The sequence below is a fragment of the Lentibacillus juripiscarius genome (genome assembly GCF_042685205.1).
GTDB lineage: Bacteria > Bacillota > Bacilli > Bacillales > Amphibacillaceae > Lentibacillus > Lentibacillus juripiscarius.
The window spans coordinates 168,660-194,977 of sequence record NZ_JBHUNA010000003.1 but is presented as its reverse complement, the minus strand read 5'-3'; the positions used below and the strand labels follow the sequence as shown (position 1 = coordinate 194,977).

At 44.6% G+C, this 26,318-nt stretch carries 24 protein-coding genes and 3 riboswitches; of the genes, 15 read left to right on the top strand and 9 right to left on the bottom strand.

Translation table 11 applies throughout. The features are described 5' to 3' along the window. Positions 1 to 22: 22 nt before the first annotated feature. On the bottom strand, positions 23 to 949 hold the full coding sequence (locus ACFSUO_RS02135) for a GNAT family N-acetyltransferase (RefSeq protein ID WP_382390598.1): 927 nt from the start codon (positions 947 to 949) through the stop codon (positions 23 to 25). Positions 950 to 1,095: 146 nt separating this feature from the next. Here ACFSUO_RS02135 and ACFSUO_RS02130 point away from each other — a divergent pair, with 146 nt between their 5' ends. The 4 genes from ACFSUO_RS02130 to ACFSUO_RS02115 all read left to right on the top strand — a co-directional run bounded on the left by ACFSUO_RS02130 (position 1,096) and on the right by ACFSUO_RS02115 (position 6,225). Beyond that, positions 1,096 to 1,284, top strand: coding sequence for a hypothetical protein (locus tag ACFSUO_RS02130; RefSeq protein WP_382390596.1), 189 nt, complete (start codon positions 1,096 to 1,098; stop codon positions 1,282 to 1,284). Between the two features lie 19 nt (positions 1,285 to 1,303). After that, the gene (locus ACFSUO_RS02125) at positions 1,304 to 1,585 is read left to right on the top strand and encodes a hypothetical protein (protein WP_382390594.1); all 282 of its coding nucleotides are present in this window, start codon (positions 1,304 to 1,306) and stop codon (positions 1,583 to 1,585) included. A 320-nt stretch (positions 1,586 to 1,905) separates the two neighbouring features. Continuing rightward, positions 1,906 to 3,105 carry an exonuclease SbcCD subunit D gene (locus tag ACFSUO_RS02120; RefSeq protein WP_382390592.1) on the top strand — a complete coding sequence of 400 codons (1,200 nt, stop codon included), beginning with the start codon at positions 1,906 to 1,908 and terminating at the stop codon, positions 3,103 to 3,105. A gap of 27 nt (positions 3,106 to 3,132) precedes the next feature. Continuing rightward, positions 3,133 to 6,225 carry an SbcC/MukB-like Walker B domain-containing protein gene (locus ACFSUO_RS02115; RefSeq protein ID WP_382390590.1) on the top strand — a complete coding sequence of 1,031 codons (3,093 nt, stop codon included), beginning with the start codon at positions 3,133 to 3,135 and terminating at the stop codon, positions 6,223 to 6,225. A gap of 470 nt (positions 6,226 to 6,695) precedes the next feature. Here the strand turns inward: ACFSUO_RS02115 and ACFSUO_RS02110 are convergent, their stop codons facing one another. After that, positions 6,696 to 9,788 carry a S8 family serine peptidase gene (locus ACFSUO_RS02110; RefSeq protein ID WP_382390588.1) on the bottom strand — a complete coding sequence of 1,031 codons (3,093 nt, stop codon included), beginning with the start codon at positions 9,786 to 9,788 and terminating at the stop codon, positions 6,696 to 6,698. Positions 9,789 to 10,235: 447 nt separating this feature from the next. Between ACFSUO_RS02110 and ACFSUO_RS02105 the strand changes: the two genes are divergently transcribed. The 3 genes from ACFSUO_RS02105 to ACFSUO_RS02095 all read left to right on the top strand — a co-directional run bounded on the left by ACFSUO_RS02105 (position 10,236) and on the right by ACFSUO_RS02095 (position 12,959). Continuing rightward, positions 10,236 to 11,960, top strand: coding sequence for a sulfate adenylyltransferase (locus ACFSUO_RS02105; RefSeq protein ID WP_382390586.1), 1,725 nt, complete (start codon positions 10,236 to 10,238; stop codon positions 11,958 to 11,960). A 22-nt stretch (positions 11,961 to 11,982) separates the two neighbouring features. Then, positions 11,983 to 12,396 carry a hypothetical protein gene (locus ACFSUO_RS02100; RefSeq protein ID WP_382390584.1) on the top strand — a complete coding sequence of 138 codons (414 nt, stop codon included), beginning with the start codon at positions 11,983 to 11,985 and terminating at the stop codon, positions 12,394 to 12,396. 140 nt (positions 12,397 to 12,536) lie between these two features. Next, positions 12,537 to 12,959, top strand: coding sequence for a YugN family protein (locus ACFSUO_RS02095; protein ID WP_382390582.1), 423 nt, complete (start codon positions 12,537 to 12,539; stop codon positions 12,957 to 12,959). Positions 12,960 to 13,053: 94 nt separating this feature from the next. Here ACFSUO_RS02095 and ACFSUO_RS02090 read toward each other — a convergent pair whose 3' ends face one another. Continuing rightward, on the bottom strand, positions 13,054 to 13,608 hold the full coding sequence (locus ACFSUO_RS02090; protein ID WP_382390580.1) for a sugar O-acetyltransferase: 555 nt from the start codon (positions 13,606 to 13,608) through the stop codon (positions 13,054 to 13,056). Positions 13,609 to 13,852: 244 nt separating this feature from the next. After that, entirely contained in the window at positions 13,853 to 15,199 is a 1,347-nt protein-coding gene (locus ACFSUO_RS02085; RefSeq protein ID WP_382390578.1) for a Na+/H+ antiporter NhaC family protein, read from the bottom strand. Between the two features lie 155 nt (positions 15,200 to 15,354). Then, a riboswitch (SAM riboswitch) is annotated at positions 15,355 to 15,469 on the bottom strand. Positions 15,470 to 15,706: 237 nt separating this feature from the next. Beyond that, positions 15,707 to 15,808: riboswitch (SAM riboswitch) on the top strand. Between the two features lie 95 nt (positions 15,809 to 15,903). Here ACFSUO_RS02085 and ACFSUO_RS02080 point away from each other — a divergent pair. Beyond that, positions 15,904 to 16,077, top strand: a complete 174-nt coding sequence (locus ACFSUO_RS02080; RefSeq protein ID WP_382390576.1) for a hypothetical protein — start codon at positions 15,904 to 15,906, stop codon at positions 16,075 to 16,077. 184 nt (positions 16,078 to 16,261) lie between these two features. Here the strand turns inward: ACFSUO_RS02080 and ACFSUO_RS02075 are convergent, their stop codons facing one another. The 3 genes from ACFSUO_RS02075 to ACFSUO_RS02065 form a co-directional block, all read right to left on the bottom strand. Next, on the bottom strand, positions 16,262 to 16,819 hold the full coding sequence (locus tag ACFSUO_RS02075; RefSeq protein WP_382390574.1) for an RNase H family protein: 558 nt from the start codon (positions 16,817 to 16,819) through the stop codon (positions 16,262 to 16,264). A gap of 99 nt (positions 16,820 to 16,918) precedes the next feature. Continuing rightward, positions 16,919 to 17,140 carry a hypothetical protein gene (locus ACFSUO_RS02070; RefSeq protein WP_382390572.1) on the bottom strand — a complete coding sequence of 74 codons (222 nt, stop codon included), beginning with the start codon at positions 17,138 to 17,140 and terminating at the stop codon, positions 16,919 to 16,921. Between the two features lie 194 nt (positions 17,141 to 17,334). Next, positions 17,335 to 17,502 (bottom strand): hypothetical protein, encoded by a 168-nt coding sequence (locus ACFSUO_RS02065; protein WP_382390570.1) that lies wholly within the window; start codon positions 17,500 to 17,502, stop codon positions 17,335 to 17,337. Between the two features lie 651 nt (positions 17,503 to 18,153). On the opposite strand from ACFSUO_RS02065, the gene ACFSUO_RS02060 reads away from it, so the two are divergent. Together ACFSUO_RS02060 and ACFSUO_RS02055 are read left to right on the top strand one after the other, a co-directional pair. Further along, the gene (locus ACFSUO_RS02060) at positions 18,154 to 18,801 is read left to right on the top strand and encodes a hypothetical protein (protein ID WP_382390568.1); all 648 of its coding nucleotides are present in this window, start codon (positions 18,154 to 18,156) and stop codon (positions 18,799 to 18,801) included. A 310-nt stretch (positions 18,802 to 19,111) separates the two neighbouring features. After that, the gene (locus ACFSUO_RS02055) at positions 19,112 to 20,266 is read left to right on the top strand and encodes an acetylornithine transaminase (protein ID WP_382390566.1); all 1,155 of its coding nucleotides are present in this window, start codon (positions 19,112 to 19,114) and stop codon (positions 20,264 to 20,266) included. Here the strand turns inward: ACFSUO_RS02055 and ACFSUO_RS02050 are convergent. Continuing rightward, positions 20,187 to 20,684 carry a hypothetical protein gene (locus ACFSUO_RS02050; RefSeq protein ID WP_382390564.1) on the bottom strand — a complete coding sequence of 166 codons (498 nt, stop codon included), beginning with the start codon at positions 20,682 to 20,684 and terminating at the stop codon, positions 20,187 to 20,189. The genes ACFSUO_RS02055 and ACFSUO_RS02050 overlap by 80 nt on opposite strands. A gap of 233 nt (positions 20,685 to 20,917) precedes the next feature. Between ACFSUO_RS02050 and ACFSUO_RS02045 the strand changes: the two genes are divergently transcribed. The 3 genes from ACFSUO_RS02045 to ACFSUO_RS02035 all read left to right on the top strand — a co-directional run bounded on the left by ACFSUO_RS02045 (position 20,918) and on the right by ACFSUO_RS02035 (position 23,741). Further along, the gene (locus ACFSUO_RS02045) at positions 20,918 to 22,741 is read left to right on the top strand and encodes a MotA/TolQ/ExbB proton channel family protein (RefSeq protein WP_382390562.1); all 1,824 of its coding nucleotides are present in this window, start codon (positions 20,918 to 20,920) and stop codon (positions 22,739 to 22,741) included. After that, a complete protein-coding gene (locus ACFSUO_RS02040) occupies positions 22,731 to 23,423 on the top strand; it encodes an OmpA family protein (RefSeq protein ID WP_382390560.1) in 693 nt (230 codons plus the stop codon). The genes ACFSUO_RS02045 and ACFSUO_RS02040 overlap by 11 nt, the downstream gene beginning before the upstream one ends. A 93-nt stretch (positions 23,424 to 23,516) precedes the next feature. Beyond that, positions 23,517 to 23,741: a hexameric tyrosine-coordinated heme protein gene (locus ACFSUO_RS02035; RefSeq protein ID WP_382390558.1), complete on the top strand. Its 225-nt coding sequence runs from the start codon at positions 23,517 to 23,519 to the stop codon at positions 23,739 to 23,741. A 126-nt stretch (positions 23,742 to 23,867) separates the two neighbouring features. On the opposite strand, the gene ACFSUO_RS02030 is transcribed toward ACFSUO_RS02035, so the two are convergent. After that, positions 23,868 to 24,719, bottom strand: a complete 852-nt coding sequence (locus tag ACFSUO_RS02030; RefSeq protein ID WP_382390556.1) for a DegV family protein — start codon at positions 24,717 to 24,719, stop codon at positions 23,868 to 23,870. Positions 24,720 to 24,911: 192 nt separating this feature from the next. Beyond that, positions 24,912 to 24,956, top strand: a riboswitch (PreQ1 riboswitch). 6 nt (positions 24,957 to 24,962) lie between these two features. Between ACFSUO_RS02030 and ACFSUO_RS02025 the strand changes: the two genes are divergently transcribed. Together ACFSUO_RS02025 and ACFSUO_RS02020 are read left to right on the top strand one after the other, a co-directional pair. Beyond that, a complete protein-coding gene (locus ACFSUO_RS02025) occupies positions 24,963 to 25,463 on the top strand; it encodes a QueT transporter family protein (protein ID WP_382390554.1) in 501 nt (166 codons plus the stop codon). Between the two features lie 277 nt (positions 25,464 to 25,740). After that, positions 25,741 to 26,175 carry a cell wall hydrolase gene (locus tag ACFSUO_RS02020; protein ID WP_382390552.1) on the top strand — a complete coding sequence of 145 codons (435 nt, stop codon included), beginning with the start codon at positions 25,741 to 25,743 and terminating at the stop codon, positions 26,173 to 26,175. Positions 26,176 to 26,318: the final 143 nt, after the last annotated feature.

The window sequence follows — 26,318 nt, the reverse complement described above, 5'->3', positions numbered from 1 at the left end:
GCACACCGCATTCCCGGCTGTCTCATATAAAGTCGTCTTGTGAATCAACAAAAGCGATCCGGTTATGCATGACGCGGCGAGCTTCTAACCACGCCGCTTTGGCTGTGCCATACAATATCCATGGAGAGGGAAGGTCAAATGGATGATTGGATGGCAGCGAGTCTGCTTCCTCTTTGGTTAAGTCCATCCAAATGTAGGTATCCCCATCAGTCTGCCGCGAGAATTCCCGGTAATCGTCTTCCACTGTTTCCCATAAACCATTTTGTTCTGTGATATCACTCCATGGATAAATGGCGTGCAAATAATGATGCTTTTTTTGGTCCGGCTTTGTGATCAGAAAACGGTTTTTTGCCTCATTTTCATAAAATGACCACTCTTTCAGATCCTGTTCCTGAAACAACGCCTCCGAAGCCGGAAAAGGGTAATAGCATTCATACGGAAATATCGCCCCCGGCTGTACATAATGCTTATGGACGAACTCCTTTTTGCGGCTCAGTTCTGTCACTCGTTTCCATGGGCGGGCCCCCGATTGGAGCATGGATGCATCCTTCGTAACAGCTGTATGCAGTGCCGTGTAAGGAGTCAGTCCGATTTTTTTCAGGATGCGTCGGGCCGGCAAATTGTGTTCCTCCGTGTTCGCACCTACCCACTCGATACCGTTTAGCTGAAAAGCTTCATGCATGATATATTCCAGCAATGCCGTCGAAAATCCATTACCATTGTAACGACGGTCACTTCTTAAGCGTCCAAGCATCGCATAACGCTCTTTATAAATGGAAAAACCGGCCATACTCACCATGCGGCCATTGTAAAATAAACCATACAGCCGGTTGTCTCCCGTCACAAGCCTGTCAAATACTCGTTTAACGTAATCCTCTTCCAAGCCAGTGTGCATCGCTTCCAAGAGAGGGTAGTCATATTTGTCAAGAATGCGAATGGTTTCTGTCATGTATATCGGACCCTTCCTTAAAAATTGTGCTTTTCAAGTTTTCTTAGTGTCTTCGTCTTCATTATAATGTTGCAATCTTACGAAGGGCAATCAAATGCACAGGTGTGGTACGCGAAAGTGCCCGTTATCGTTTGGTATCAACCTGTTTGAGCCAGAAATCAACCGGTATGCGGGAATATCAACCGATTGCTGGTAGAAATCAACCGTTGACTGGGAACAATCGACCGGAATGTGCCAGAATCAACCGTCGTCGGGCAAGTATCAACCGGAAAGAGCCGAATATCAACCGGAATGCGGGGAATATCAACCGATTGCTGGTAGAAATCAACCGTTGACCGGGAACAATCGACCGGAATGTGCCAGAATCAACCGTCGTCGGGCAAGTATCAACCGGAAAGAGCCGAATATCAACCGGAATGCACCGTATATCAACCAGATGCCGCCAAATATCAACCGGTAATAGCCAAATATCAACCGGTGCTTCAGATATCAACCGGTAAACGCCAAGTATCGACCGGAATGCAGCGAATATCAACCAGACACCAGCAACTATCAACCGGTCGAAGCCAAATATCAACCCGCCACCAAAAACATTATCCCGTTGCCCCCCTGACTCATCTGCCCGAACCTGAATAGCTTCAACCGATAGAGCACACTTTTTTGCAACTATATGCGATTATAGATATAAACCTAGCTACCTGTATAATCGATCGCTTCCAAATGAAAAGTGTTACACCACAGAAAATTTATGTAAAAATACCCGCTCTCAGCATGCACCAGTGAATCCCCCAACCGCTGGCACGCCTGGTATCCAGCGGTTGGCCACACAAGAATCAGGACGGATGCATAATAGATCGAACGACTTTTTATCTATTAATTTAGTCCACGCTAGCACGCAAAATATATTATAATAGAAATAGAAGGTAGTAACGGAAACTGGAAAGGAGAATTTTCCTATGAAACTATTTCATACGGCGGACTGGCATTTGGGTAAGCTCGTGCAGGGTGTGTACATGACAGAGGATCAGCGATATGTGCTGGAGCAGTTCATACGCGCTGTGGAAGAAGAGAAGCCGGATGCGGTAATCATTGCCGGGGATCTGTATGACCGGGCAGTGCCGCCGACGGAAGCGGTGCATTTGCTTGATGAGGTGCTGGACAGGATTGTGCTTGGTCTGAATACGCCTGTTCTGGCGGTGGCGGGGAACCATGACAGTCCGGGCCGCCTGAATTTTGGCAGCAGTATTATGAAGGAGAACGGCTTTCATATTGTTGGTAATTTACGCAAAGAGATGGAGCCTGTCGTACTTCACGACGAACACGGGCCGGTTCAGTTTCATCTTGTCCCGTACTGTGATCCGAGTGTCGTCCGCAATGAACTGGAAGATGAGACGATTCGGACGCACAATGATGCTGCGGAAAAAATTGCAGAAACCATTCACCAACAAATGGACCCGGACAGCCGTCATGTTTATGTCGGTCATGCGTTTGTTACGCCATTTGGCGAGGAAAAAGAGAATACGAGTGATTCGGAACGGCCGCTTTCAATTGGAGGAGCGGAGTACGTCGATGCCCAGCATTTTTCCCGGTTTCATTATACAGCACTCGGGCATTTGCACCGGGCGCATTATGTCAGCAATGAAACAGTTCGCTACTCCGGTTCGATTATGAAGTACTCCATATCAGAGGAAAATCATCACAAAGGCTTTCACATCGTGGAACTGGATGCCGATGGTAACGTGTCCATTGAGAAGCGTGGGCTGACACCGGCGCGAGATATCCGAACGGTTGAAGCGACAATGGAGGAATTGCTGATGCATCCGGTAAGCGAGGATTATGTGTTTGTCCGGCTCCTGGACGAGACCCCTGTGTTATCACCAATGGAGCGGATCCGCTCGGTTTATCCGAACGCCATGCATGTGGAACGGAAACATTTTGCCCCGTCCGCACGTGCCGATAGCACCGGATCCAACCAACGGACAGACCGCAGCAGCATGAGTGACCTCGACCTTTTTAAAGCGTTCTACAAAGAAGTGAAGGGAACCGATGCTACAGCAGAAACCGAGGCGATTTTCAAGGACGTGCTTGAAAATCTATTAAAAGGTAAGCCAGAGACACCCGCGGCCAGTAAGGAAAAGACATCCATAACCAACTGACTGTTTGCAGAAAGGGGAGAGTACCAATTGAAACCACGGAAACTGACAATGACTGCATTCGGGCCTTACAAACGGACGGAAACGATCGACTTTGCCGAGCTTGATACAAATAATCTGTTCGTCATTGCTGGCAATACAGGCGCGGGTAAAACGACTATTTTTGACGGGATATGTTTTGCCTTGTACGGGAGTGCCAGTGGGTCTGACCGGGAAGACCATCGGATGCTGCGCAGTGATTTTGCTGATGATGATACCCATACTTCCGTCGAATTGGAGTTTGAGCTGAAAGGGCGGACGTACCGAATTCTTCGCCAATTAGGCCATGTCAAACAAGGAAACAAAACGAAAACCGGCGAGCGGTACGAGTTTTACGAAAAAGTGGGCGGCAAAGAAATCCCATGTGTCGATCGGCAAATGGTTTCAGAGATTAATAAAAAGCTTGAAGCCATTCTTGGCCTCACGCAGGATCAGTTCAAGCAAATTGTCATGCTTCCCCAAGGAGAGTTCCGGAAACTATTAACCTCGGAAACGGAAAATAAAGAAGCAATTTTGCGGCGAATTTTTAAAACCGAGCCGTACAAGCATTTGAATGAACTGCTGAAACAGAAGAAAGACAACGTCCAGCAGCAGTTTATGCAGGAAAAACAAATGCACGATCATTACATTCAGGCAATCTCCAAGACACTTCCGGAGCGTGAAGAATCCCAGCTGTTCAAGGTTCTCTCCGAGGAGTACAATAATACGAACCAGGTAATAGCCGGACTTGATGAGGAGATTCAATTTTATGTCGATCAAATTGTGGTCGATCAGAAAAAATATGAAGAGGCCTATGCCGCGCATGGCAAAAAACAGACAGAGTACCATCAGGCCAAGGTGCTGAACGACCGTTTCCAGGAATTGGAGCAGAAAGAAAAACAGCTGCACGAACTGCAGGAACAAATCCCGGCGTATACGGAGAAAAAACGCCAACTGGAGGCAGCTGAGCGCGCAGCAGGCATCGAAGTCTATGAAAAGCAAGCTGCTGAATGGCGCCAGGAAGAACAGGATAAAGTCCGTGCCTATCATAATGCAGAAGCAGCAAGTAAAAAGAAGGAAACAAGTCTTGAGCATGCTCAGTCTGTCTATCAGCAGGAAGAACAAAACCAGCAAAAGCGGGAAGACACTAGCAGAAAACTTGACCGGCTGCGCGAATATCTCCCGACCGTGAAAGATATCGCAGAACGTGAGCGGCAACTGGAAAAACTAAAAAAGCAGACCACACAAGTGGCCGCCGATCTGGAAAAAAAGAAAAACACGTGGAAAGAAAAAAATAGTGAGGCAGATTCCCTGCAAAAACAGATTAATGATATGGATGAGGCCGTCAGCCAATTGTTCGAGAAGAAGGAAAAGCTGAACGGCATGCGTGAGCAGGTAAAGGTCCTGATGAAATATCTCGACCTCAAAGAAAAGCAGAGCCGCCTCAGCCAGGAGCTCCAGACAAAGGAACAGGCTTTTTACGACATGAAACGCACCTATGATGAAGCCGAACAGAGCTGGATGCAAAATCAGGCTGGTGTTTTGGCAACTCACTTGCATAATGGTGAGCCATGCCCGGTGTGCGGCAGTCAAGAACACCCGGCCAAAGCAGATCATAAAAGCAGTGAGGTAACGAAAGACCGTCTGGAGGCGCTGAAAAAAGAACTGGACGAAAAAGACCGGCATTATCGGGAAGCGGCAACGAATCAAAAATCCAATACATCCCAACTGGAGGAAGTGCAGGAAGAACTGAGGCAACACCAGATTCAAGCTGCGGATGCTGCATCCTTGAAGGAAGATTTATCCAAAAGAGGAAAACAGCTGAGTGATGAAGTGGAAGCACTGAAACAGCAACGGGAAAAACTGACCAAAGCGAAAGAAGCCCATGCGAAAGCAACCGAAGAAGGAAAACAACTGGAAGCGGATAAGGAAAAATTGGAAAAAGCCTATCATGAACAAAATGCAGCCTATGAAAAAGCAAAAGCTGTCTACGATGAACGGCTGCGCAATATCCCGGAAGAAATGCGCGTTCTAACTGAATTAGAGCGGCAAATCAAAGAAACGTCTGACTATAAAGAGAAGCTCGAAAAGGCCTGGGAAAACGCACAGCAAAAGTACCAACAGGCAAAAGACGAACAGACGAAGGCAACTGCCAACCTTGCTAACAGCAAAAAACAATTGGAAGATACACAGCAGAAACGGGAAAATGCAGAGACGTCGTTTAAGGAAGCGCTCGACCAGGCTCAATTTACGTCCGAGAAAACCTATCAGGAAGCCAAAATGGCCCCATCCGAACGGGAAAAACAGAAAGAACACATTCAGCAATTTAATGAAAAACGTGCAGCACTCGAACAAGCCGTCGCTGACCTAAAGAAACAGCTGAAAGACAGCACCAAAGCTGATTTAATCACTATAGAAACGGAGCTTAAGCAGCTGCAGGAAGCTTATGAAGCGGCACTAAAACAATTAAACTTGTCGAAAAACTACTATGAGGAAGCAACCGATTTGCGCATGAATATTCTGGAGGCGAGCGAGAAATTTGCTGCCAAGGAAAAAGAATTGGCGGCAATTGCTGATTTGCATAACGTACTTCGGGGACAGAACAACTCAAAAATTTCATTTGAACGTTATTTGCAGATTGAATATCTCGAGCGGATTATCGAAGCAGCCAACGGACGACTGAAAGAGTTGTCCAATGGTCAGTTTTACCTCATGCGCAGCGACCGACAGGAATCCCACGGCAAACAAAGCGGGCTGGCACTTGATGTCCATGACGCCTATACCGGCCAGACAAGGGATGTCAAAACACTGTCAGGCGGGGAGAAATTCAACGCGTCTCTTTGTCTTGCATTAGGCATGTCCGATGTCATCCAGAGCTTCCAGGGAAATATCGCAATCGAGACGATGTTTATCGATGAAGGATTCGGATCATTGGATGAGGAGTCACTGAACAAGTCGATAGAAACATTGATAGACTTGCAGCAGTCCGGCCGTATGATTGGTGTCATCTCCCACGTCCACGAACTAAAGACAATGTTCCCGGCCCGGCTTGACGTTATGAAGACAAAAGAAGGGTACAGCAGGACGGAATTTGTGGTGACATGACGGACCTATAATTGAGGTAATGAGAACGGAAAAGGAGCATTTTTAAGGGGAGAAATCATTTATGATATCCAACAAGAAGCCTGTCCTATTGTTTATGGTTGTTATTGTACTTATCCTGGGTCTGCTTGATATTAAATATCGCGGATTTTTCTTTCGAATGTTACCATGCTCAACGCAGAAGTATTTAGCGGCTGTTTTTAATCATAAAAAATGCTGCTCGTACGATTACTGCTGTTCAGAAAATTAATCGGGTCTACACTAAGAATGAATAAATTGTAAATAACAATACTAAGTCCAATCCTCACTGGACTCAGTATTGTTATTTTTGTTCTTTCGGGAACTTTTTTGATACAAAAACAAAACTGTGTTCCAGTTACAAACGTTTCAGACTTATACTCTTTCGCATTTTCTGCAACAAAAAAAACCGGTGCCTATTAAAGGAAAGACACCGGTTTTTAAACTTTACTATTTTAATGTTTTGGTCCTTTTCCTTTGCCGTTGTTGCCTTTTCCATTATTGCCTTTGAATTTTCCTTTGGCTTTTCCTTGTGGCCCCATTACAACTTCTTCCGTTTCGTTACCGACGCTGTCTGTTGCTGTGACGGTGACGACCTGGCTTGGGTGAATGCCGGTCAGTTCAAGTTCGTGTTTATCGCTCATGACGATTGGATCCTCTTTGTCAACTTGTACTTCCCACTTGGCAATACCATTTTCATCCGACACCGCAAGAGCTACTTCGCGCTGGCCGCGGTTAATGTCTTCGTCTAGTTCCGGTCCGGTCGTATCCACAGAGATTGGCAGTTTAATAGATTGCTCTTCTGCACCGTCAAAGTTAATGACAGCTCCAGCCTGCAAGAAATATTGGCCGTCAGGAGCTGGTTCACCATCAATCGTGCCATCCCATGTACGCGCTGGGTCAAGGGAGTATTCCGGCACTTGACCGCTGTCATAGTAGTTTTTCCGTACGTAGTTTTCTTCTGTTAATGTTTCCACAACATTTCCTTCCGTATCCAGCACATTAAAGTTTACGTTTTTGGCATTTCGCAGGAACGAAACAACCAAGAGGGCATCATCCAGTTCACCATCACCATTCGGCGAGATAATGGCGTCATCTTCAAAGAATCCGTAGCTTCCCCCGCCAAGGTCTGTCGCGATACCGGTCATGCCATAGTAAGATGACTCATCTGCTGCATCAAAAATAGGGGCATCATCCCATTCACCTTTGAATCCGGCATATGGTACCGTCAGAGTTGGATGAACATCGGCTGGATCGGTTAATGTCACAAATCCTTCCAGCCAGTACCCATTCGTGAAAATGGAGTTTAAATCTGCATCCCAATCACTGACATCAATGGTTACTTCAAATGACGTGCTTCCACTTGCAGGAACTTCTACCATATTATGATCTACGGTTGCGGCACCATCCAGCTCTTGCGCCGGGAATTGGTTTGGTGCTGTGACGAGAACACCTCCGCCATCAGCTGGTGAATCGGTCTGGGCGTTCGCCTCCACTTCATACGTAACAGCTTCGTCCGTAAAGTTTTCAGCCGTTAATTCAAAGCTGGCAGTATTCTCAGTGACTTCTTTCAATGCGACTTTTGCTTCACCGGTTTCAGATTCGGTTACGACAACTGGTGTTGACAATGCCGCATGGAGCTGCAGTATGCCGGCACCCTGACGACGAGGGGAGACAGGTGCGCCCTCAAAGTCGACGGTTTTGCCAGTGTTCATCATCAGCTGTTTGGCTAGATTAACACGATTGGCACCTTCATAGCCGAATTCCTGATCAACACGTTCCAGCACTAACGCACTGCCGCCCGAAATATGCGGTGCTGCCATCGATGTGCCACTTTTAATGCCGTGCTCACCATTGTTCAATGTGGAATAGATTTGACCGCCTGGTGCTGTGATTTCCGGTTTGAAATCAAGATTCGGTGTCAGCCCCCAGGATGTGAAATCACTCATTTTTCCTGACTCCGGATTAACAATGGAGGTTGTTTCCCCATGGAATGCAACAGTCGGGGCTTGTCCATTAGCAAGGCCTTCAGCAAGTAATTCCCCATCTGATTTGGACAAGAATAGCTGTGGAATTACCACTTCCGGTTCCGTTGCCATATTGACCATGCCATCTGTATTGTTATAAACGAATACACCAGATGCTCCGGCCTTTTGTGCATTCAGCGCTTTGGTTACAAAATCCAGTTCGCCGCGCTGTACCAGGGCATATTTACCTTCAATATCTTTTCCATCATAATCTTCTGCGTATCCAAGCCCAACATCCACTAACTCAAACGAACTTCCATCAGCCGGTGGGGCTGTCTCACTGGCTGACAGGAAACCAAACGTCCCGGTTTCGCCATTGATGTTGTACTCAAGCGCATCCACTTTCATTAAGCTGTTTTCAAACGATGCTACTTGCAGGGAGTCTTCGGCAACACCCGGTGATCCGGCAACGCCATAATCCGGATTAGAAGCATATGGATAAAAATACCCGTCACCAAACATAGCAGAGTTCCCCGCAGAAATGGACATGAACACACCATTATCGACAGCTCGTGTGACGGCCTGCTGTTCCGGTGATTCATCGTTTACAAAACCGGCAGGGGAACCCAGACTCATATTCAAGACATCGGCATCCAGTTTGATTGCATCATCAATCGCTTTTATGTAGATATCCCCATAGGTTGACTGGAAATCTGGATCATTACCGAACACTTTTAGGTTCAACAGCTGTGCTTCCGGGGCAATACCCTTGATTCCGTTGTTATCTTCATTACCATTTGCACCAACAGATCCGGCTACATGCGTTCCATGGGAAGATGCACCTGGAAAATCATCGGTATACGCATGGTTTTCATCCATATAGTTGTAGCCGTATGGAACTTTTTCCGTATAATAGCGGCCAGGAAGGTCTTCTTTTTCAATGGTTGCATTGACCTGTTTTTCTGTCAGTGCCACCTCGGTGTCATCTGCAAGCACCATGTCCTGATGCTGGTGGTCAATACCTGTGTCAATCACACCGACGACCATGCCTTCTCCTTTGAAACCATAGTCGCGCCAGGCCTGCTGTGCTTCAACCAGTTCTTTGCTGTTTACCATATCCGGTTCCGCAATCGGCCGTTTGTATTCATTTGCAATGGAAACTTCTTTAACGTTAGGGATTTTCTCAATGGTTTGGAAATCTTTATATTCCACTTCAACACTGAATCCATTCATCACAGCATTAAATTCCTGCAATGATTTCGCTTGAACATTTTTGTTTTTCATCGCGTTTTTGACCGCTTTTTTCTTTTCCTTTGCTTTATTCAAGTATTGTTTTTTCTCAGAAACACTTAAACTGCCAAATTTTTTGCCTTTTTTGGTTGCTTTTTCAATGGGCGCCTCACCATCAATTTCAACAATTGCTCTGACTTCTTCTTCTGGATCAATTGTTGGTTCCAGATCTTCAGCCTTCAGACTCTCCCGCTGTAAATCTTTTTTTGGCGCCAGATTGCCTGATGCAAAAGCCACTTGACTGAATGCCATTAAAAAGATGACAAGTAATACACCAATTCGTTTAAACATGTACTTCCCCCTCACTTGATTTGGTCAAACGCAACGCAGCTCATTCACCTCTTTCTAACAATTCTATTAAGACTCTATTACATCGTTTATGATAGATAATTCCAAAAATTAACACAAGGGTAAAAAGTTTTAGGTAAAAATACTCAATTGTACGAAGTGTTTGAGCTGATAGGGGAGGAACATGTACGTAACAGCTAACCTAATTCTTCTGCGAAAGCCTTTACAAAATACCCTAATTTAGGTATTATAAAAATATACAAAATTTTAAAATAATTATTAGTGTATTTAACATTCAACTGGAGAATAAATCACTTTCTTTTAGGCTCATTTTCACTGGAATAGTGATAGCAATTTTTCCATATGTATGAACAAAGGGGACAAGGGAGCTGGAATAGACAAATCCCGCTTTCAGTCAATAGATTATAAGGGGAATGAGGAGGAAGGCGAATGAGTAAAGATTCACTGGTATTGAGTGAGGAAAAATTAGCGACTTATCCACAACAGCCACATGGCGGAAAGTTAGTAAATCGTGTACTTACGGGAAAAGAACGTGAGGAAGCAATGGAAAAGGCCAAGCAGCTTCCAATGATTATGGTAGATTTGGAAGCTGTCATTACCCTTGAAATGATAGCCACTGGTGTGCTGTCGCCGAATGAAGGTTTCATGGTGGAAGAAGATTACAAGTCTGTACTGACAAATGGACGGCTGACAAACGGCGTTATTTGGCCGGTTCCATTGAGTTTTGCGCCGATAGGGGAGCGGAATGAGCAGGTCATTCAAACTTTATCCGTTGGGGATGAAGTCGCGCTTACGGATGAAACAAAAGAGCCGGTTGCTATTCTGAAATTGGATGATATTTTTCATTATGACCGGGACTTCCGTGCGTCTCATCTGTTTGGTACCACCGACCGAAGCCATCCTGGGGTAGATTCGATTTACCGGCGAATGGGGGATACAGCACTTGGTGGTCCGATTCAATTGCTGCGCCGGGTGCATTGGGGTCCGTTTGAAAACATTCGAATGGAACCGAAAGATACATGGGAACTATTTTATGAGGAAAAGAAGTTTAATTCTGTTGGTGGTTTCATAACAGGTGCGAACCCATTGCATCGCGGTCATGAATATATTCATAGAAACGCGCTGGAAGAGTTGGATGGATTATTTGTTCAGCCATTAGTCGAGATGGCCAAACGTGAATATACAAGACACGAGTTTCGGATGTTATCCTACCGCAGTGTGCTGGAAAATTATTATCCAAAAGAAAGAACATTACTTGCACCATTACGAGTTACATATATTTTTGCAGGCCCACGGGAAGCGGTTCTACATGCGATTATCATGAAAAACTACGGTTGTACCCATGCACTGATTGGCCGGGATCATGCGGGCATTGGTGATTTTTATGATAAATATGCAGCCCACACAATTTTTGATGAGTTTACATCGGACGAATTAGGTATCGATATACGGCTGTTCCATGAGGTATTCTATTGCACACGTTGCGATCACCCGGCAACCGATCAGACGTGTCCGCATGATGAGCGGTATCGGATTAATATTTCCGGAACAGGCATCAGGGAACTCTTGCGCTACGGCGTCCTGCCGCCAAAAGAAATTGTCCGGCCGGAATCTGCTCGGATTGCGATGCAAGGAATACAGCCAAAAGGTGTCGATGAAAATAATCAGGCTGTCGCACCAGTCGGCAAGACCATCAAGAGTATTTTCCCTTATTATTTAACCAGGTCCAGGTTAGGCGGGCCTAGGCGGCATAAACCTCTGGAAAAGGAAAACCTGACGATTGAGGACTTGGAGACAGCGATATTGGATGCCCGTTCCAATGCTGATCGTGTGTATAAGGAGATTTTCGAGGAGTTCAGCCATGTATCGGATACACTTCGGTCAACACAGCCTGATTGGATCGCTGATGCGCGCGACACGTTGCGCAGACAGCAAGAAATGGTCGTGGAGTCTCTAGAGGAAAAGGTGGATAAGGCTCCTGATCAAGCATCGGATGAATTTATGTACCAGGGCAAAGGGGAAGCAGAGAAGGAATTAGAAGTAGCGCAACGAATCTTCGAGGACATCCCATCCGCATTACGGGCGGAAGACCTGCAATACAGAACATGGAACCCGCTTCCGTACCAGCGTTACCGGGGAAGTGATGAAGAGTAATAGATGAAAAGGGGATAGCGAAATGCTATCTCTTTTTATTACTCCGGTTATCGCGGAAAAAATGGCGGGTCAAAAGCTGTTGACTGCCATTACCGGAATACTGGTTATATTTGGTGCCGGCGGGCTTTTGACTGGAAATGCAATTATGATCACCATAGCTGTTATATGTATCGGTGGTGCCTGTGGGTCGGCATTCAGTTTGTCGATGATGTTCTTTAGCTTGCGGTCGAATGACGGACGGGAGGCATCGAAAGTGTCTGGAATGGCCCAGTCGTTGGGCTATTTAATCGCAGCGATCGGACCGGTATTATTGGGTTTCATGCATGATATCACCGCCAATTGGCTCCTCCCGATTACCATGGTGGGAATGACCGGTATTATTTTGATTGTATCAGGAATGAAATCGGGATCAGACAGGAAGATCGCAACTGTTTAATCATTTGGCCGGATAAAAAAACTCCAGCTTAGCTGTCACTCCAACAGGGTGCATGTAAATTTTTCAATAATAAGGGTATTTTATTCCAGTTTTCGTTAAACCTAATGTATGACATCTATCATACGAGGAGTGACAGCTCTATGTTAAAACTGGAAACAGAAATTGAAGGAAAAAGAGCCTATTTCGGTGATGTGTACAAAACATTCCGATCGAATGGCTATACACTATGCGGAAATTGGGAATATGACCGGGCGAAGTTTGATATGGTGTTATGCCGGGAAGAGGGCGAAACGATCTATATCAGAATTCCGTTCAGTGTCGTCGACGGGGAGCTGGACAGTCCCAATGCCTATCTGGAATTCCGCACACCGTATGTCATCAAGCACGTGGTCAATACCGGCCTTGACTGGGATGAAAACTCCCTGCTGACAACTACTGGATTCAACCAATTCCAGGAGCCTGTTGATAAAGATGGAAATATTACTGACAAAAGCAGGTGGGAAGCAGCAGGCGAAGAAGAGGTGCAGGAAGTAGTGAACTCGCTGGAGCTGCAGGTGTCCTGAGAACACAAAGGCGATAGCCCCCACACAGAGAGGGATTATGTTTTCTCAAAAGTGGGGGATGAATCGCTTTTGAAAAGGAATGGCTTTGGCGTTTTCACAATTCCTGAATAATTCTAGCAGGATTTCCGCCTGCAACAACGTTATCCGGAACATCATCTGTCACAACAGCTCCAGAAGCAATAACTGCATTGTTGCCAATCGTAACCCCGGGATTGATGACAGCTCTTCCACCAATCCAAACATTATTGCCAATGGTAACTGGTTTTCCATATTCTAATCCGGAAATCCGGTCGGTGGGATTTAGTGGATGGGTTGCTGTATAAATATGTACACCGGGCCCCAGTAAACAAGCGTGACCAATTCTTACTTCGCAGACATCCAACATAACACAATCATAATTAGCGTAGAAATTCTCTCCAACATGAATGTTGTAACCATAATCACAGCGAAAAGCTGGCTCTACAGTCAGACTTTCTCCAGTTGAACCAAATAGCTCCTTTAACAATTCGATTCTTTTATCTTCATCTGTTTCAAGTGTTTGGTTATATAATCTAGTCAGTCTTTGTGCGGTCATTCTCTCTTGCACTAATTCCGGGTCGGCTGCATCATAAAGTTTGCCATTTACCATTTTCTCTTTTTCGGTTTGCATATCGAAACTCCCTGTCAGCACTGTATTTCAGTTATTATTCCTATACTTTTGGAAGGGTTATATTTATAATATACATCATTTGCTGGAAAGACAAAATAATTAAACGAAGTAGCTGTAGAGCTGAGAAAAGCAATTTATGTGGTTGTTCAAGAAGGACAGCAACAGAAACGTTCACTATAAAAGAACCATCCTAACCGAAACAAATCAAAAAAGGGGACCAGACTTTATGCTGATCCCCTTCATCTTACGCTTCTGTTGCAGTTTGCTGATCTTCGCTTAATTCTGCGTTGTTTCCTTCTGTCGAAAATCGAGGATACCCCGTTGCAATGGCGATTATGCCGGCTATCCCGAGCAGGACCGGGTAGATACAATATGGCATGATGGAAACGGGGGATATGGACGCAACCCCGGCAACCGCCAGCAATTGTGCGCCATATGGCAAAATCCCCTGGAAAGCACTTCCGAAAATATCCAGCACGCTTGCTGTTCGGCGCGGGTCGACACCGAATCGCTTGGAAATTTGTTTAGCTAGTGAGCCAACGCTGATAATTGCAATGGTGTTGTTAGCCGTTGATAGGTCAAAGACACTAACAAGGCCGGCAATGCCAGCTTCGGCGCCTTTTCTTGAGTGAATCCGGTTGCTAATGGCGTGCAGCAGGAAGTCAATCCCGCCATTCACGCGAATCAGTTCAACCAATCCGCCGAGTAAAATCGATAACAGAGCCAACTCCTGCATGCCAGCCATACCGTCGCCAAGCAAATTCAGGAATTCCATGACATCGAAACTGCTGTAAAAAAGCCCGACTCCTCCAGCGAAAATGATTCCGCCGATTAATACGTAAATCACATTAACCCCAGCGATGGCAAAAATGAGTACGGCAAGATAGGGCAATACTTTAACTAGATCGTACGGGTGATCCCCGCTAATCGACCCGCCGGCATTCCATGTCATGACACCAAAAATAACAGCGGTCACGATAGCTGCGGGAAGGGCAACAAAGATATTTACTTTAAACTTGTCGCCCATTTTGACGGCTTGTGTTTTTACGGCAGCGATGGTTGTATCCGAGATGATGGATAAATTATCACCGAACATCGCACCGCTGATGATGGACCCTAAAATCAATGCCGTGCCCATTCCTGTCTGATCGGCAAGACCGACACCAATCGGAGCGAGAGCAACAACTGTGCCGACAGAACTCCCCATGGAAATGGAAATGAAGCAACCGATAATAAACAAGCCGACAATCAGCAGGTTTTCGGGCACGAAAGTCAGGCTAAGGTTGACGGTTGATTCAACTGCACCAACGCCCTCTGCAACTGCGGAGAATGCACCGGCCAGCAGGTAAATAATAACCATGAGCATGATGTTGGGGTGCCCGGCCCCTTTGGTCAAGTGATCAAGTTTATCTTGAAAAGCCATTTTTCTGTTCATAAACAGTGCAACTAATACAGCGATAAAGACGGCAACCAGTATTGGTAGTTTATAAAAATCGCCATTGACCACACCGGAACCGATAAATAGAAATAGAAATATAATAAATGGTATTAATGCCGATGCGCGTCCTTTGTTCATTTCTGATGCATTCATTGCTGTTCCCCCATTCGTTGTTGGATTCTTGCGGGCTCAGGGTTTTGGGATAAAAATTCGGATGATATATTGTGAAAAAATTGTTCACTGGTTGTCCGTTTTATTTAGGCCAAAAAACAAAAAAGCCTCCCGTTTTGGAAGGCGTTTGTCCGGACACCTTATCTTTCAAAACGCTTGAAACTGCGATTTGCTGGAGTTGGCACCTTACAATTATGTTTGCAGGTTGCCGGGCTTCGCAGGGCCAGATCCCTCAGCCGCTCTGGATAAGTTATATGAAATTGAATGATAAATAGTATAATATAATTTTGTAGAAGTGTCAATGAGCGTGACTGGATGAATAGATCAAGGGGATAATTGTCCCTTTCCAAGGCGCGATAGGAGAATAACCACCACCTCCTGAGGGATATATATAGTAGTGCAGCAGGCGGGTTAATTTAATTTCTATGATTGATATTGGAACTGTTAGATTTGCAATTTCTAAAAAAATAGATTATCCTTCTATTAAATAAGTTATCAGGAGTGACGGAGAGAACTGGCTCGGCGATGTCACAGCAACCTGCAGATGTAAGGTGCTCCAACCAGCAAAGCAGACGCTTTGAATGATAAGTCGGTCCAAGACCCCTTTGTGCATTCAAGCATGAAGGGGTTTTTTGATGAAAAGGCTTCAGACTTATCAATTAAAACAGATAAGGAGAGACCGGACAATGAACCAATGTTACATCATTAAAGTACAGGAAGACGAATTGGGGATGAAAAGAGCCTTTAAGGAAGCTGCAAAAGCCAGGACGAGAGGGTATAAGCCATCATTTGATCTGCGACACATTAAAGACAGTAAAACAAAGGTGGAGCTGATGAGGAAAATTAGCAACATAGATTAAACGGGCAAGAATGAAATACAGCACTTGTATTGCTGCATCAGAAATAGCAGGCAGTCAGTTTCGAAAGATAAAGAGAACCGCTTGAACTTTGAAAAAGTCTTGCGGTTGCTTCTTTTTTGTAACGGGGAACCAAATCCACTTCTGAAGTAAGCTCTATCTATGCCCCTTAACTAGCCACAAACTTTTATGTAATTAATTCCCGTGCAGCATTGTGAGCGGCTTTTAAAAAAGGATTGTGCCTCTTTTGCCTTCTGGTTAATGGTGAAATGTCTATATTTATGTTTGGGTATTTGAGCGATGACTGTTCAAAGGTGAGGATTAATTCTTTCTGTACTTTTTTTAGACAAGTATTTTTGAATGTGGAGCTTTGAGTTAAGATATTATCAATGTAATCCAGGTCACTAAAAATCCGCACGCTTGAATAATTCCCTCTTACATTTTGACGGAATTTCTTTAGGGCACTAATGATTGCTATTATTTCAGCGAATACGGGAATGGAGCAATCTCTTGTTTTACTCACCAAATGATATTTCTTCGTTACAGTCCCATTGTAAACGTAGCAGAAACCAGCTGCCATCTTTTTCTGTTCATTCATTGATCCATCGCAGTAAATAGTTAGAACTTCCCGACTAAAATACTGATTATAAATCCAATCCTTATGCTCTTTTTCTATTATTTCTTTCGACTTTCCCCAAAAGTCAGGTAAGGCGGGTACAGGCTTATTAGTACCTTTTTGTTTCATAATCCTATCCCCTAAATAATTAATAGTTGGAATGGAAGGCAAATGGTAAGAAAACGAAAAACGGCGAGATGGAGCAGGGGGGGCGGGCATTATCACCGTTTATTTTTTTCGCCCCTTTTTCTCTTTGACCTGTCCAATCCACTCATCGATTTGGTCTTTGGTCCATCCGGCTTTGTCCCCAATCATTACGGTTGGTTCTGGCAGTAAATCCCTTCCTTTATAGACGGATAAATGCCGTGTGCTGTATTCCATTCCTTGTTCCTTTGCAAACTCAGCAAATTCTTTTAGTCCATAGTAATGCATCGGTTGTTTTGAAGTCATTTGGTCCACCTCGGTAATATCAACTATTTTTGTTTTTCTTCCAGCGTGTTTTGTACAAAAGCACAAATGTCGACAGGGTGATGAGCATGGAGGCAATGGAAATGACAATAGTTGCCGTGAACATTGAATCAACTCCTTGACAATTTGGTATGGCAAGGGTATGATAAGCATACAATAGTGGTGAGGCAAGGGGTTTAACCCCTTGACCTCGGTGGTTTAGAATCCTTCTCCGGTTGGCTCGGAGTCGGATTCTTTTCTTTTCGGCTGTAATGTTCCCGGTACGTTGTTACTAATGAAGTAACAAAACCAACGATTGCCGCAATGAGACCTATAACAGCCGTTAGAAGCCCAATCTCGTCCACTATTATCACCCCCTTTCTAAAAGAGGGCAGGGCAATTATCATACCCTTACTATAAAAATATACCAAGCCGTTGAATAAGTCAACCATTTAGTGTCAGAAAATTATGATTGGTGGAGAAAAGCCAATTTACCGGCCGACATCTAGGGTGATTATTTTCAAGAGCTAACAACAGATTGTCGGGGCAACAAGGTAGGATGCTATTTAAACTGTTCCACGTTATAACGCACTTTTAACGAAATTGTTCACTAACATGCCAAATGTAGCGGGGGAAGGGGGGGACTACATGATAGGAGTCTTTACACCTAAAACAGTGGCTTTGACAATTTCCAAGTCCTGAAATCGCTCTAATTCCTCTGGAGTCCCGCTTATCACCGCTCCATTAATACTAATGCCTTTATTCGGCGATTCCGTATAAGGGTATTTTGCGGAGACGCTAAACCCATAAGCATCTTCCCCGTGTTTTACTTTCCATTTATTATCATCCCATTTTTCTTCTAATCGTTGCAGTTTTTTTTCGGATGCGTTATCAAGCCACAGCCAAGTTATGTATCTTTGGAAAATCTATTATCCAGCTTTAACACGAAAAATCATATTGACTTGTACAAGAAGTTTGTGGAAACTGAATATAGATGACTTAGGGCGGTGGACTTGATGGAAATGGTTTTGACGTATCAATGGGAAATAGTTGTTGCGGTGGAAGTGTTGTCACTCGTGGCTCTGCTGCTGTTTGGTTTTGTCCGTTATTTTTGGAACAGGCGGCGGACGAGTTTATGGTTTCTGTTAGCATTTCTTGTGTTATTGGCATTTGAAGCAGCCCTGGCAATACTGATTTATCTGGAGACCGGTGAAATCTCAACATTTCAGATAGTGATTACGATTTTTGTCGTTTATGCATGTACGTTTGGGATCATTGATTTTATCAAACTGGACCGATGGATGCGCATGAAAATTGGCCGGTGGCGCGGTGTTGAACTGCTAACAGAGAAGGACCGTCGAATTATTGAAAGGAATAAAGATCCTAAGTTCGTAGCTAAAAAATACCGCTGGAGCTCCATGGTTCATTTAACCATATTTGGTGCTGTGCAGGCTGTTTTCCTGGTGTACAGCACAGACGGTTTTAATGAATTGGTAACGTATTTGACTGATTTATCATGGATTGAAGCTGGTTCTGCAGCGGAATCACCATATGCAAACGAGACGATGTATAGTATTTCAATGCTATGGGGGATTGTGTTTATCGCTGACTTTCTTTACTCCTGGTCATACACTGTATTTCCAGCAAAATCAGGAAGAGAATAAGCCTGTCAATTTATATTTTGTTTTTCATTCAGTTATTCTGTCTTTATTAAGCGAAGAAGGTAGGTTAGACGACAAATCATTTTCATGTAGTACGTCGAAATTCGCGAACAATTTAACAGAAGCCATAAGGCATACATGAATAAAAAACAGGCACGCATCAACATAAGATGTGTGCCTGTTTTCATTAGGACTTAGGCTATTTTGCTATTCCATTTTTGCACTTTATAATTATACACTTGACATTATATTCATACAATTTATAATAGAACGAAATGAAAAACCATAAGCCATTCAAGGGAGGCTGCAGTATATGACGGCACTTTTTCCAACTTATAAGCGGTTTGATTTGTCGGTGGAACGTGCATCTGGGACGGTTGTGGAAGACACAGAAGGGAAAACGTACTTAGATTTCGGGGCGGGGATTGGTGTTTGTAATCTCGGTCACCGTCACCCGGATGTGCAGCAGGCACTGGAGTACCAGCTGAATCATTATTGGCATGTATCGAACTTATACCATAATCCAATACAGGAAAAAGTGGCAGAGGCGCTTACACAGCATAGCTCGGGTGATCAAGTTTTTTTCTGCAATAGTGGTACGGAGGCGAATGAAGCGGCGATCAAGCTTGCCCGTAAAGCGACAGGCAAACATAACATCATTTCATTTGAGAAGTCGTTTCACGGACGGACATTCGGCTCTATGGCAGCAACCGGTCAGGAAAAAATCCATACCGGCTTTGGCCCGATGCCGGAGGGGTTCAGCTATGTCCCATTCAATAATATTGATGCGGTGAAACAAGCCATCGACCATGAGACTGCCGCTGTTATGCTGGAAGTGATCCAAGGGGAGGGCGGTCTTCATATAGCGGATCCCGAGTTTGTAAAAGAAGTGGAACGCGTATGCCGCGAGCATGGTGCATTGGTAATTATTGATGAGGTACAGACTGGCATCGGCCGGACGGGAAGGGCATTTGCTTATCAGCATTACGGGATTTCCCCGGATATTATCACGTCAGCAAAAGGGCTTGCCAATGGCGTGCCCGTGGGTGCCATGATCGCGAAACACTCCCTTCAGGATGCGTTCGGTCCTGGCAGCCACGCGGCAACATTTGGCGGAAACCCGCTGGCCATGGCAGCAGCGGAAGCCGTGTTACAGCATGTTTTCCAGGATGATTTTTTACAAGCTGTAATGGAAAAAGGTGCCTATTTGCTGGAGCAGCTGACTGCATGCATCGGAGAGCTTCCGGTTGTTTCATTCATTCGCGGCAAAGGGCTGATGATTGGTATAGAATGTAATCAGGATGTATCCAGTATGGTTGGATTGCTGATGGAAAAAGGTTTGCTCGTTTTAAGTGCCGGTGCGAACGTCATCCGGCTGCTGCCGCCGCTCACGGTAAGTTACAAAGAAATCGATACGGCCGTCCAACTAATGAAGGACGTTCTGTCTGCCGAAACGGTCTATCAATAATAGTGGACAAATGAAAATGGAATTGTGTAAAAGCTCCTGGTCTCATGAAGGCAGGGAGCTTTTTACAATATAAGAGTTGTGCATCGAGTAACACGAAGATGCAAAACTCGAGCGGCAGCACCCAAAACTCGAGCGAGCGCACCCGCAACTCGAGCGAGCGCACCCGCAACTCGAGCGAGCGCACCCCAAACTCGAGCGGCAGCACCCAAAACTCGAGCGGCAGCACCCAAAACTCGAGCGGCAGCACCCCAAACTCGAGCGGCAGCACCCAAAACTCGAGCGACAGCACCCAAAACTCGAGCGGCAGCACCCAAAACTCGAGCGGCAGCACCCCAAACTCGAGCGGCAGCACCCCCAACTCGAGCGGCAGCACCCCAACTCGAGCGGCAGCACCCCAACTCGAGCGGCAGCACCCCAACTCGAGCGGCAGCACCCCAAACTCGAGCGGCAGCACCGCAAACTCGAGCGGCAGCACCCCAAACTCGAGCGGCAGCACCCCAAACTCGAGCGGCAGCACCCCAAACTCGAGCGGCAGCACCCCAAACACGAGCGGCAGCACCCTCAACCCAAAAGGCAGTCCATGAATCCATACATGATTTGTCCACCCTCTGAATAGCCATAAAGAAAGAGCAACTAGCAGGGGGAGAATGTATGCTGCAATTCATTCTAGAGCTGTTCACCAGCGAACAAACAGCGAAAGACATTTTAGCGAACCCAACCACCGAACTGATTTTCATGATTCTGTTCACAATCTTTTTCCTCGCCGTTTTGGTTCATATCGGTTTATTTTCGAAACTAAAAAAATTAAGAAACTACATCACAGCGACGAACCGACTGGATATGGAGCCACTGAGCACCTTTCAAGCAGAATATGACCGGATTCGGCAGGAAGAACCGGTGAAGCCGGAAACGTTTGTCCAAGAGAAATTTTCCAGCTGGCGCGTTTTCAATGTGCCGGTTGTCAATCTGATTAAAATGGTGCAAATGACCGTTTCTGTCTTTATCTTGATTGGCGTGCTGGGGACGTTTATCGGTCTGACCATCTCCTTGGGAAGTATCAATGCGACAGGCAGTCAACTGGTCGAAAATATCGCTGCTGTCCTGTCGGGGATTGACGTGGCGTTTTATACCAGTATTGCCGGGATGGGGTTATCCCTTTTCATGACGGTTCTGGTTAAAGTGCTTAATACGGAATATATGCTGACGGATATCATGTTAAAAGTTGAATCCCATTTAGAAGGAAACGAACAGGACGGGATCAGCCGCCTGATTAACGTGTCGGAAACGATTAACCAATCCATTCAGCACCTGCAGCAAACGAATCAGCAGTCACTGACAGGGATTGAAAATGCCTTCGCCGGATTTCAGGAATATACAACTGGACTGCAGCAATCAGCAAAAGATCTGGCGGCATTTAACGTTGGACTTTCCAGCAACCTGGAGGAATTTCAGGAATTGTTCCACCATATGAAAGAAGTGACCGACGGGTTTGGGGAATCTACTAAAAAGCTGAACAACAACTTTGATTCCCTGTTTTCCTACTTTAAAAAGTTGGACAGTAAACATGAGCGGATGGCTAAAGCATTTGAAAACACGTACGAGCGCGTTAAAGAAGTGTCGGAAACGCAGATGGACACCTTGAACCGTTTTGAGGAGTCCGTTGGGGAGCTGAAATCCTTTACATCGTCCATCATGGAAGAACAGGAAGCCATGCACACGGCATTTGAAAAAGTGACACAGAAAAGCAATGACCTGGCAGAAAGAATGGAGGAACATAATCAGGAATTTAAGCACATATTCGGAAGTGACCTCAGCTCGAAACTGACCGGCATTATTACAAATCTCGGTGAGTTATCCAAAGACTTCGAAAAAATGGGAGGTTCCATCAGCCAATTGCCGCAAGCTCTTGAGGTGATCAATCAGACACAAGCGGAGTATAAGTATCTCTTGTCCGATCGGTTTGACGAGCTGAAGGAGTTTAACCGAACGTTCGGTAACCATCTGAAAGCCCACTCAGAGCAATCGAAGGCATCTGAACGGCAAATGCAGGAAACTGGCCAAACGTATGAGAAACTTAGCATGCAGAATAACCAGCTAATTAATGAAATAAACAATACCATATCCCAGATGAACCAATCATTCCAGCAGCGCGAAAACCAAGTCGAAGCAAGTGTCGACGTCTTGAAAAATACCCTATCCAACTATGTGGCCAATCTGGAAGGGTTACTGGGCGATAAGCTTGACAAGGTCGCTCGGAATATCAATGATTCGGTAGAAATGACGAATGATGGCATCAAGAAGGAATTCCAGGAAATACGGCGTCTGACAGAAGACATTCAGCAAAACAATTCCCGGTCAATCCAGCAACTGCTCCAGGACCTGAGCCATGAAATCCAAGGACTCAACCGGCAGCTTAATCGTGTGGGGCAGCAAGCAGAACCTAACGAGGGTAGGCTGAAAAAAGATGAATACTAAATATCAGCGGCTTTTCAAAAAGGAGCAGGACGACGGGCATTTCTGGCCATCTTTTACGGACCTTTTGACCATTATTCTATTATGTTTCATCTTAATTTTCATAGCGATGATGATCATTAAATCCCTCCAGATTGAAGAGATGAAAAAGACCATCGATCAGCTTATGGGAGTCCGATCCAAGCTTGTAAACGAGCTGCAGGCGGAATTCAGCGATTCAGCCATGGGTATTGAAGTCGATGAAGAGACAGGTGCGATTATCTTTAATACAGAAATTCTTTTTCCGTATAATGAGTCCGAATTAAAGCCGGAATCGTTTCAGTTCCTGGATGAATTCGTGCCTAAATATCTGGACATTTTGCTGAAGAGCGGCTACGAAGAATATATTGCCGAAATCATTATCGAAGGCCATACCGACCGCGACGGGAGCTATATGTATAACATGAAGCTCTCACAGGAACGGGCCTACAGTGTCGCCGAATACATTCTAAGCGACGACTTTCCATATAAAAATATCCAGCAGCACTTGAAGGATAAATTAACTGTCAACGGTAAGTCTTATACCGACTTCCGAACGGATGACGCCGGCAATTACAGTGCAGAAGATTCCAGAAGGGTGGAATTTAAATTTCGGCTGAAGGACGAGGAAATACTGGAGAAAACGAGGGAGATTTTAAAGGAGTAAGTATTCGGTAAGATGGATTATATTCGAGGATCAGGAATAATGGAATTACTTATCTGAGTTGGCATTTTAAGCTGGAAAGGGGGAGGATTAGCTATGGCAGACTGGCTTACAAGTTTGAAAACAAAAACACCCCAAGAGGGCTTCGAACTGGCCATCACACTTGCTAGGAAAGGAGTTGGATATACACAGCCATCCGAGAATATCAGAAAGAAATTAAGACCGAAATACGCAAGGAATCCGGATAGCTTAACAATGGCATCCCAAGTTATTGCAACTCACTTCCAGACAGTTGCAGCAGCTAATAATTATTGGAGGTAAGACAAGGAGACAAAAGGCTTGGCGAAGATTGCCAAGCCTTTCGCCACACAGTATTCTCAAGAGGCCTTTAAAAAACAGTGCGGTATCACTATCCCAGGACCAGAAACACTTGAGAACCGACCGTTCCTAAACTTCTAAACCTGCAATTCCAAAGCCCCCAGGTCCTGCATGAGTAGAAATCATAGCCCCTGCCTGCATCCATTTTACATGTTTGAATCCTTTTTCTTTTGCAATTTCATCCATCCGCTTCTTGATACTTTCATCAAGTCCGATCGAGTATTGAAAATAGAGTTGTTCTCGATCAATATCATATTGATTTAAATAATCCTGTAAAAGTTTTTCCGCAACTGCACTCATTTTCCCACGATATTTTTTTGTGGAAACAAGTTTTCCTTCAACTAATTCAATGCGTGGCTTTAATTTTAATAAAGCACCTCCGAGATAAGCCATATTGCTGACGCGTCCGCCTGCTTTTAGAAATTCTAAGCTGCCAGGAACAAATGCAAGCCTTGATTTAGGAACGATTGCTTCCATTTCTTCAATTAAACTACCAGGTTCAATCGAAGGATTTTTCTCTAACAAGTTGACAGCATACATAACAATAGCAGCTAATCCACCTGTGACGTTCAAAGCATCAATGAGATAAAGATCCTCAAAGTCCTCTGAGGCGAGTATCGCATTTTGGAAGGAGGAGGATGCCTTTGACGTATAGCCAATGTGAATAATAATACAATCGGGAAAATCCGCTCTTATCTTCGTGAAAAAATCGTGATACTCGTGGGCATTTGTCGATGTTGTAGAGGGGATTTTTTTGGTGCGATCATAATAGTCATAAATATCCTCTACGGGTAACGTCCCATCAAAATAATCCTGCCCATCCATAATGACATGCATTGGGACCACTTGAATGGCATGTTTTCGAGTCAAATCCCTTGGTAAATCCGCTCCACTCTCTGTCGATAAAATAATTCTTCTCATCATACATCCCCTTTGAAAAAGTGTTACCGTTCGTCTGAATTGTTCGTTCTATTTTAACCATACATTAAAGGAAAAAGCCATTCATACAGGGTGTACCACATCAGATATCCTGATTATTTTTCAAAAATCTACTGAAAACCCTTTGCATATTCCTTGCATCCGGGTATAATAAAGTCGTTTGGGACCTGTATCCAAACCGTGGTTCGAAACCATCCCACGATAAAAAACTAGGGAGGAATACGATTGAATATCAAAACACTTGCCGCCAATGCACTTGTGGCTGCAGCTTATGTCACTGTGTCATTGGTCGCCGCGCCGATTGCGTTCTCGAACATTCAGTTTCGAATTCCGGAAATTTTTAACCATCTCGTTGTCTTCAACAAGAAATATTTTTTCGGTATTGTACTGGGCGTCCTCTTGACCAATTTATTCTCCCCAACCGGGGTTTTTGACTTGACATTTGGGGTAGCCCACTCAGCACTATCGCTCGGAATCGTTATACTTCTAGCAAAATTTATTAAACATAAATTGACTCTGCTCATCATCAACACAATTGTATTTACGTTTAATATGTTTATTATAGCATTCGAGCTTTATCTGGCCGCCGACTTGCCATTTCTGCTCACATGGCTGACGACAGCTGCGGGTGAATTCGGCATCATGGCTCTCGGAATCCCAGTTATGTATGTACTGAACAAGAAACTGAATTTCAATCATATTATGGAAAAGAATGAATTAAGTTAATCCGCGTTAGGAGGGTGTTCCGAACCATATGGTTCGGAACACTTTTTATTGGCTGTTTTCTTCATGAGTGCTACCTTATATAAACATCAGTGTGAGTGGAAACTAGTCGTCGTCAATTGATATATTAGGATACTCCTCTTATATAATCCTCAGATATAGCACGATCTTGTTTAAGTATAGATGGCGCATCAAAAAATTTTTGCATTGGGAAAAACAAAAATAGCAGAAAATATAACACAGTTGGCTTTTTTTCATACACTATTTTTGGGGTGAAAAAATGCCATTCATTAAATACACAAGTAAAGACGTTGACCTAATGGCTAGGATGATGAGAGCGGAAGCCGTTGGTGAAGGAAGAATAGGAATGCTGTCTGTCGGAAATGTAATTGTTAATCGTGCGAAAGCGGATTGTTTAGATTTTACAGATGTAAGAACAGCACGGGAAGTTATTTATCAAGTGCAAGGAGGAAATTATTCGTTTGAAGCTGTTCAAAAAGGCAGTATGTTTTATCGACCGGCACGGGAAACTGAGCGTAGATTAGCAAGAAAGAATTTGAAATATTGGAGACGACATCCATCGAAATATTCGCTTTGGTATTTCAATCCATATGGTCCATGTCCTTCCACATGGTACGGTCAACCTTTTACCGGTCAATATAAAAATCATTGTTTTTATGAACCAGCAGCCGGAACATGTGCCAGTGTTTATTAAGTGAAGGATGCGGCTGCGGGGATTTTGGTCATACAAGCAACTATGATTGTTACATTAACCAAAAAATACCAATAAGGCGACTATTCGGAGCCTACACCAACTCCGGAAGTTTGAAACTAGAAAGCGAGCTCTTCCCAGTATAG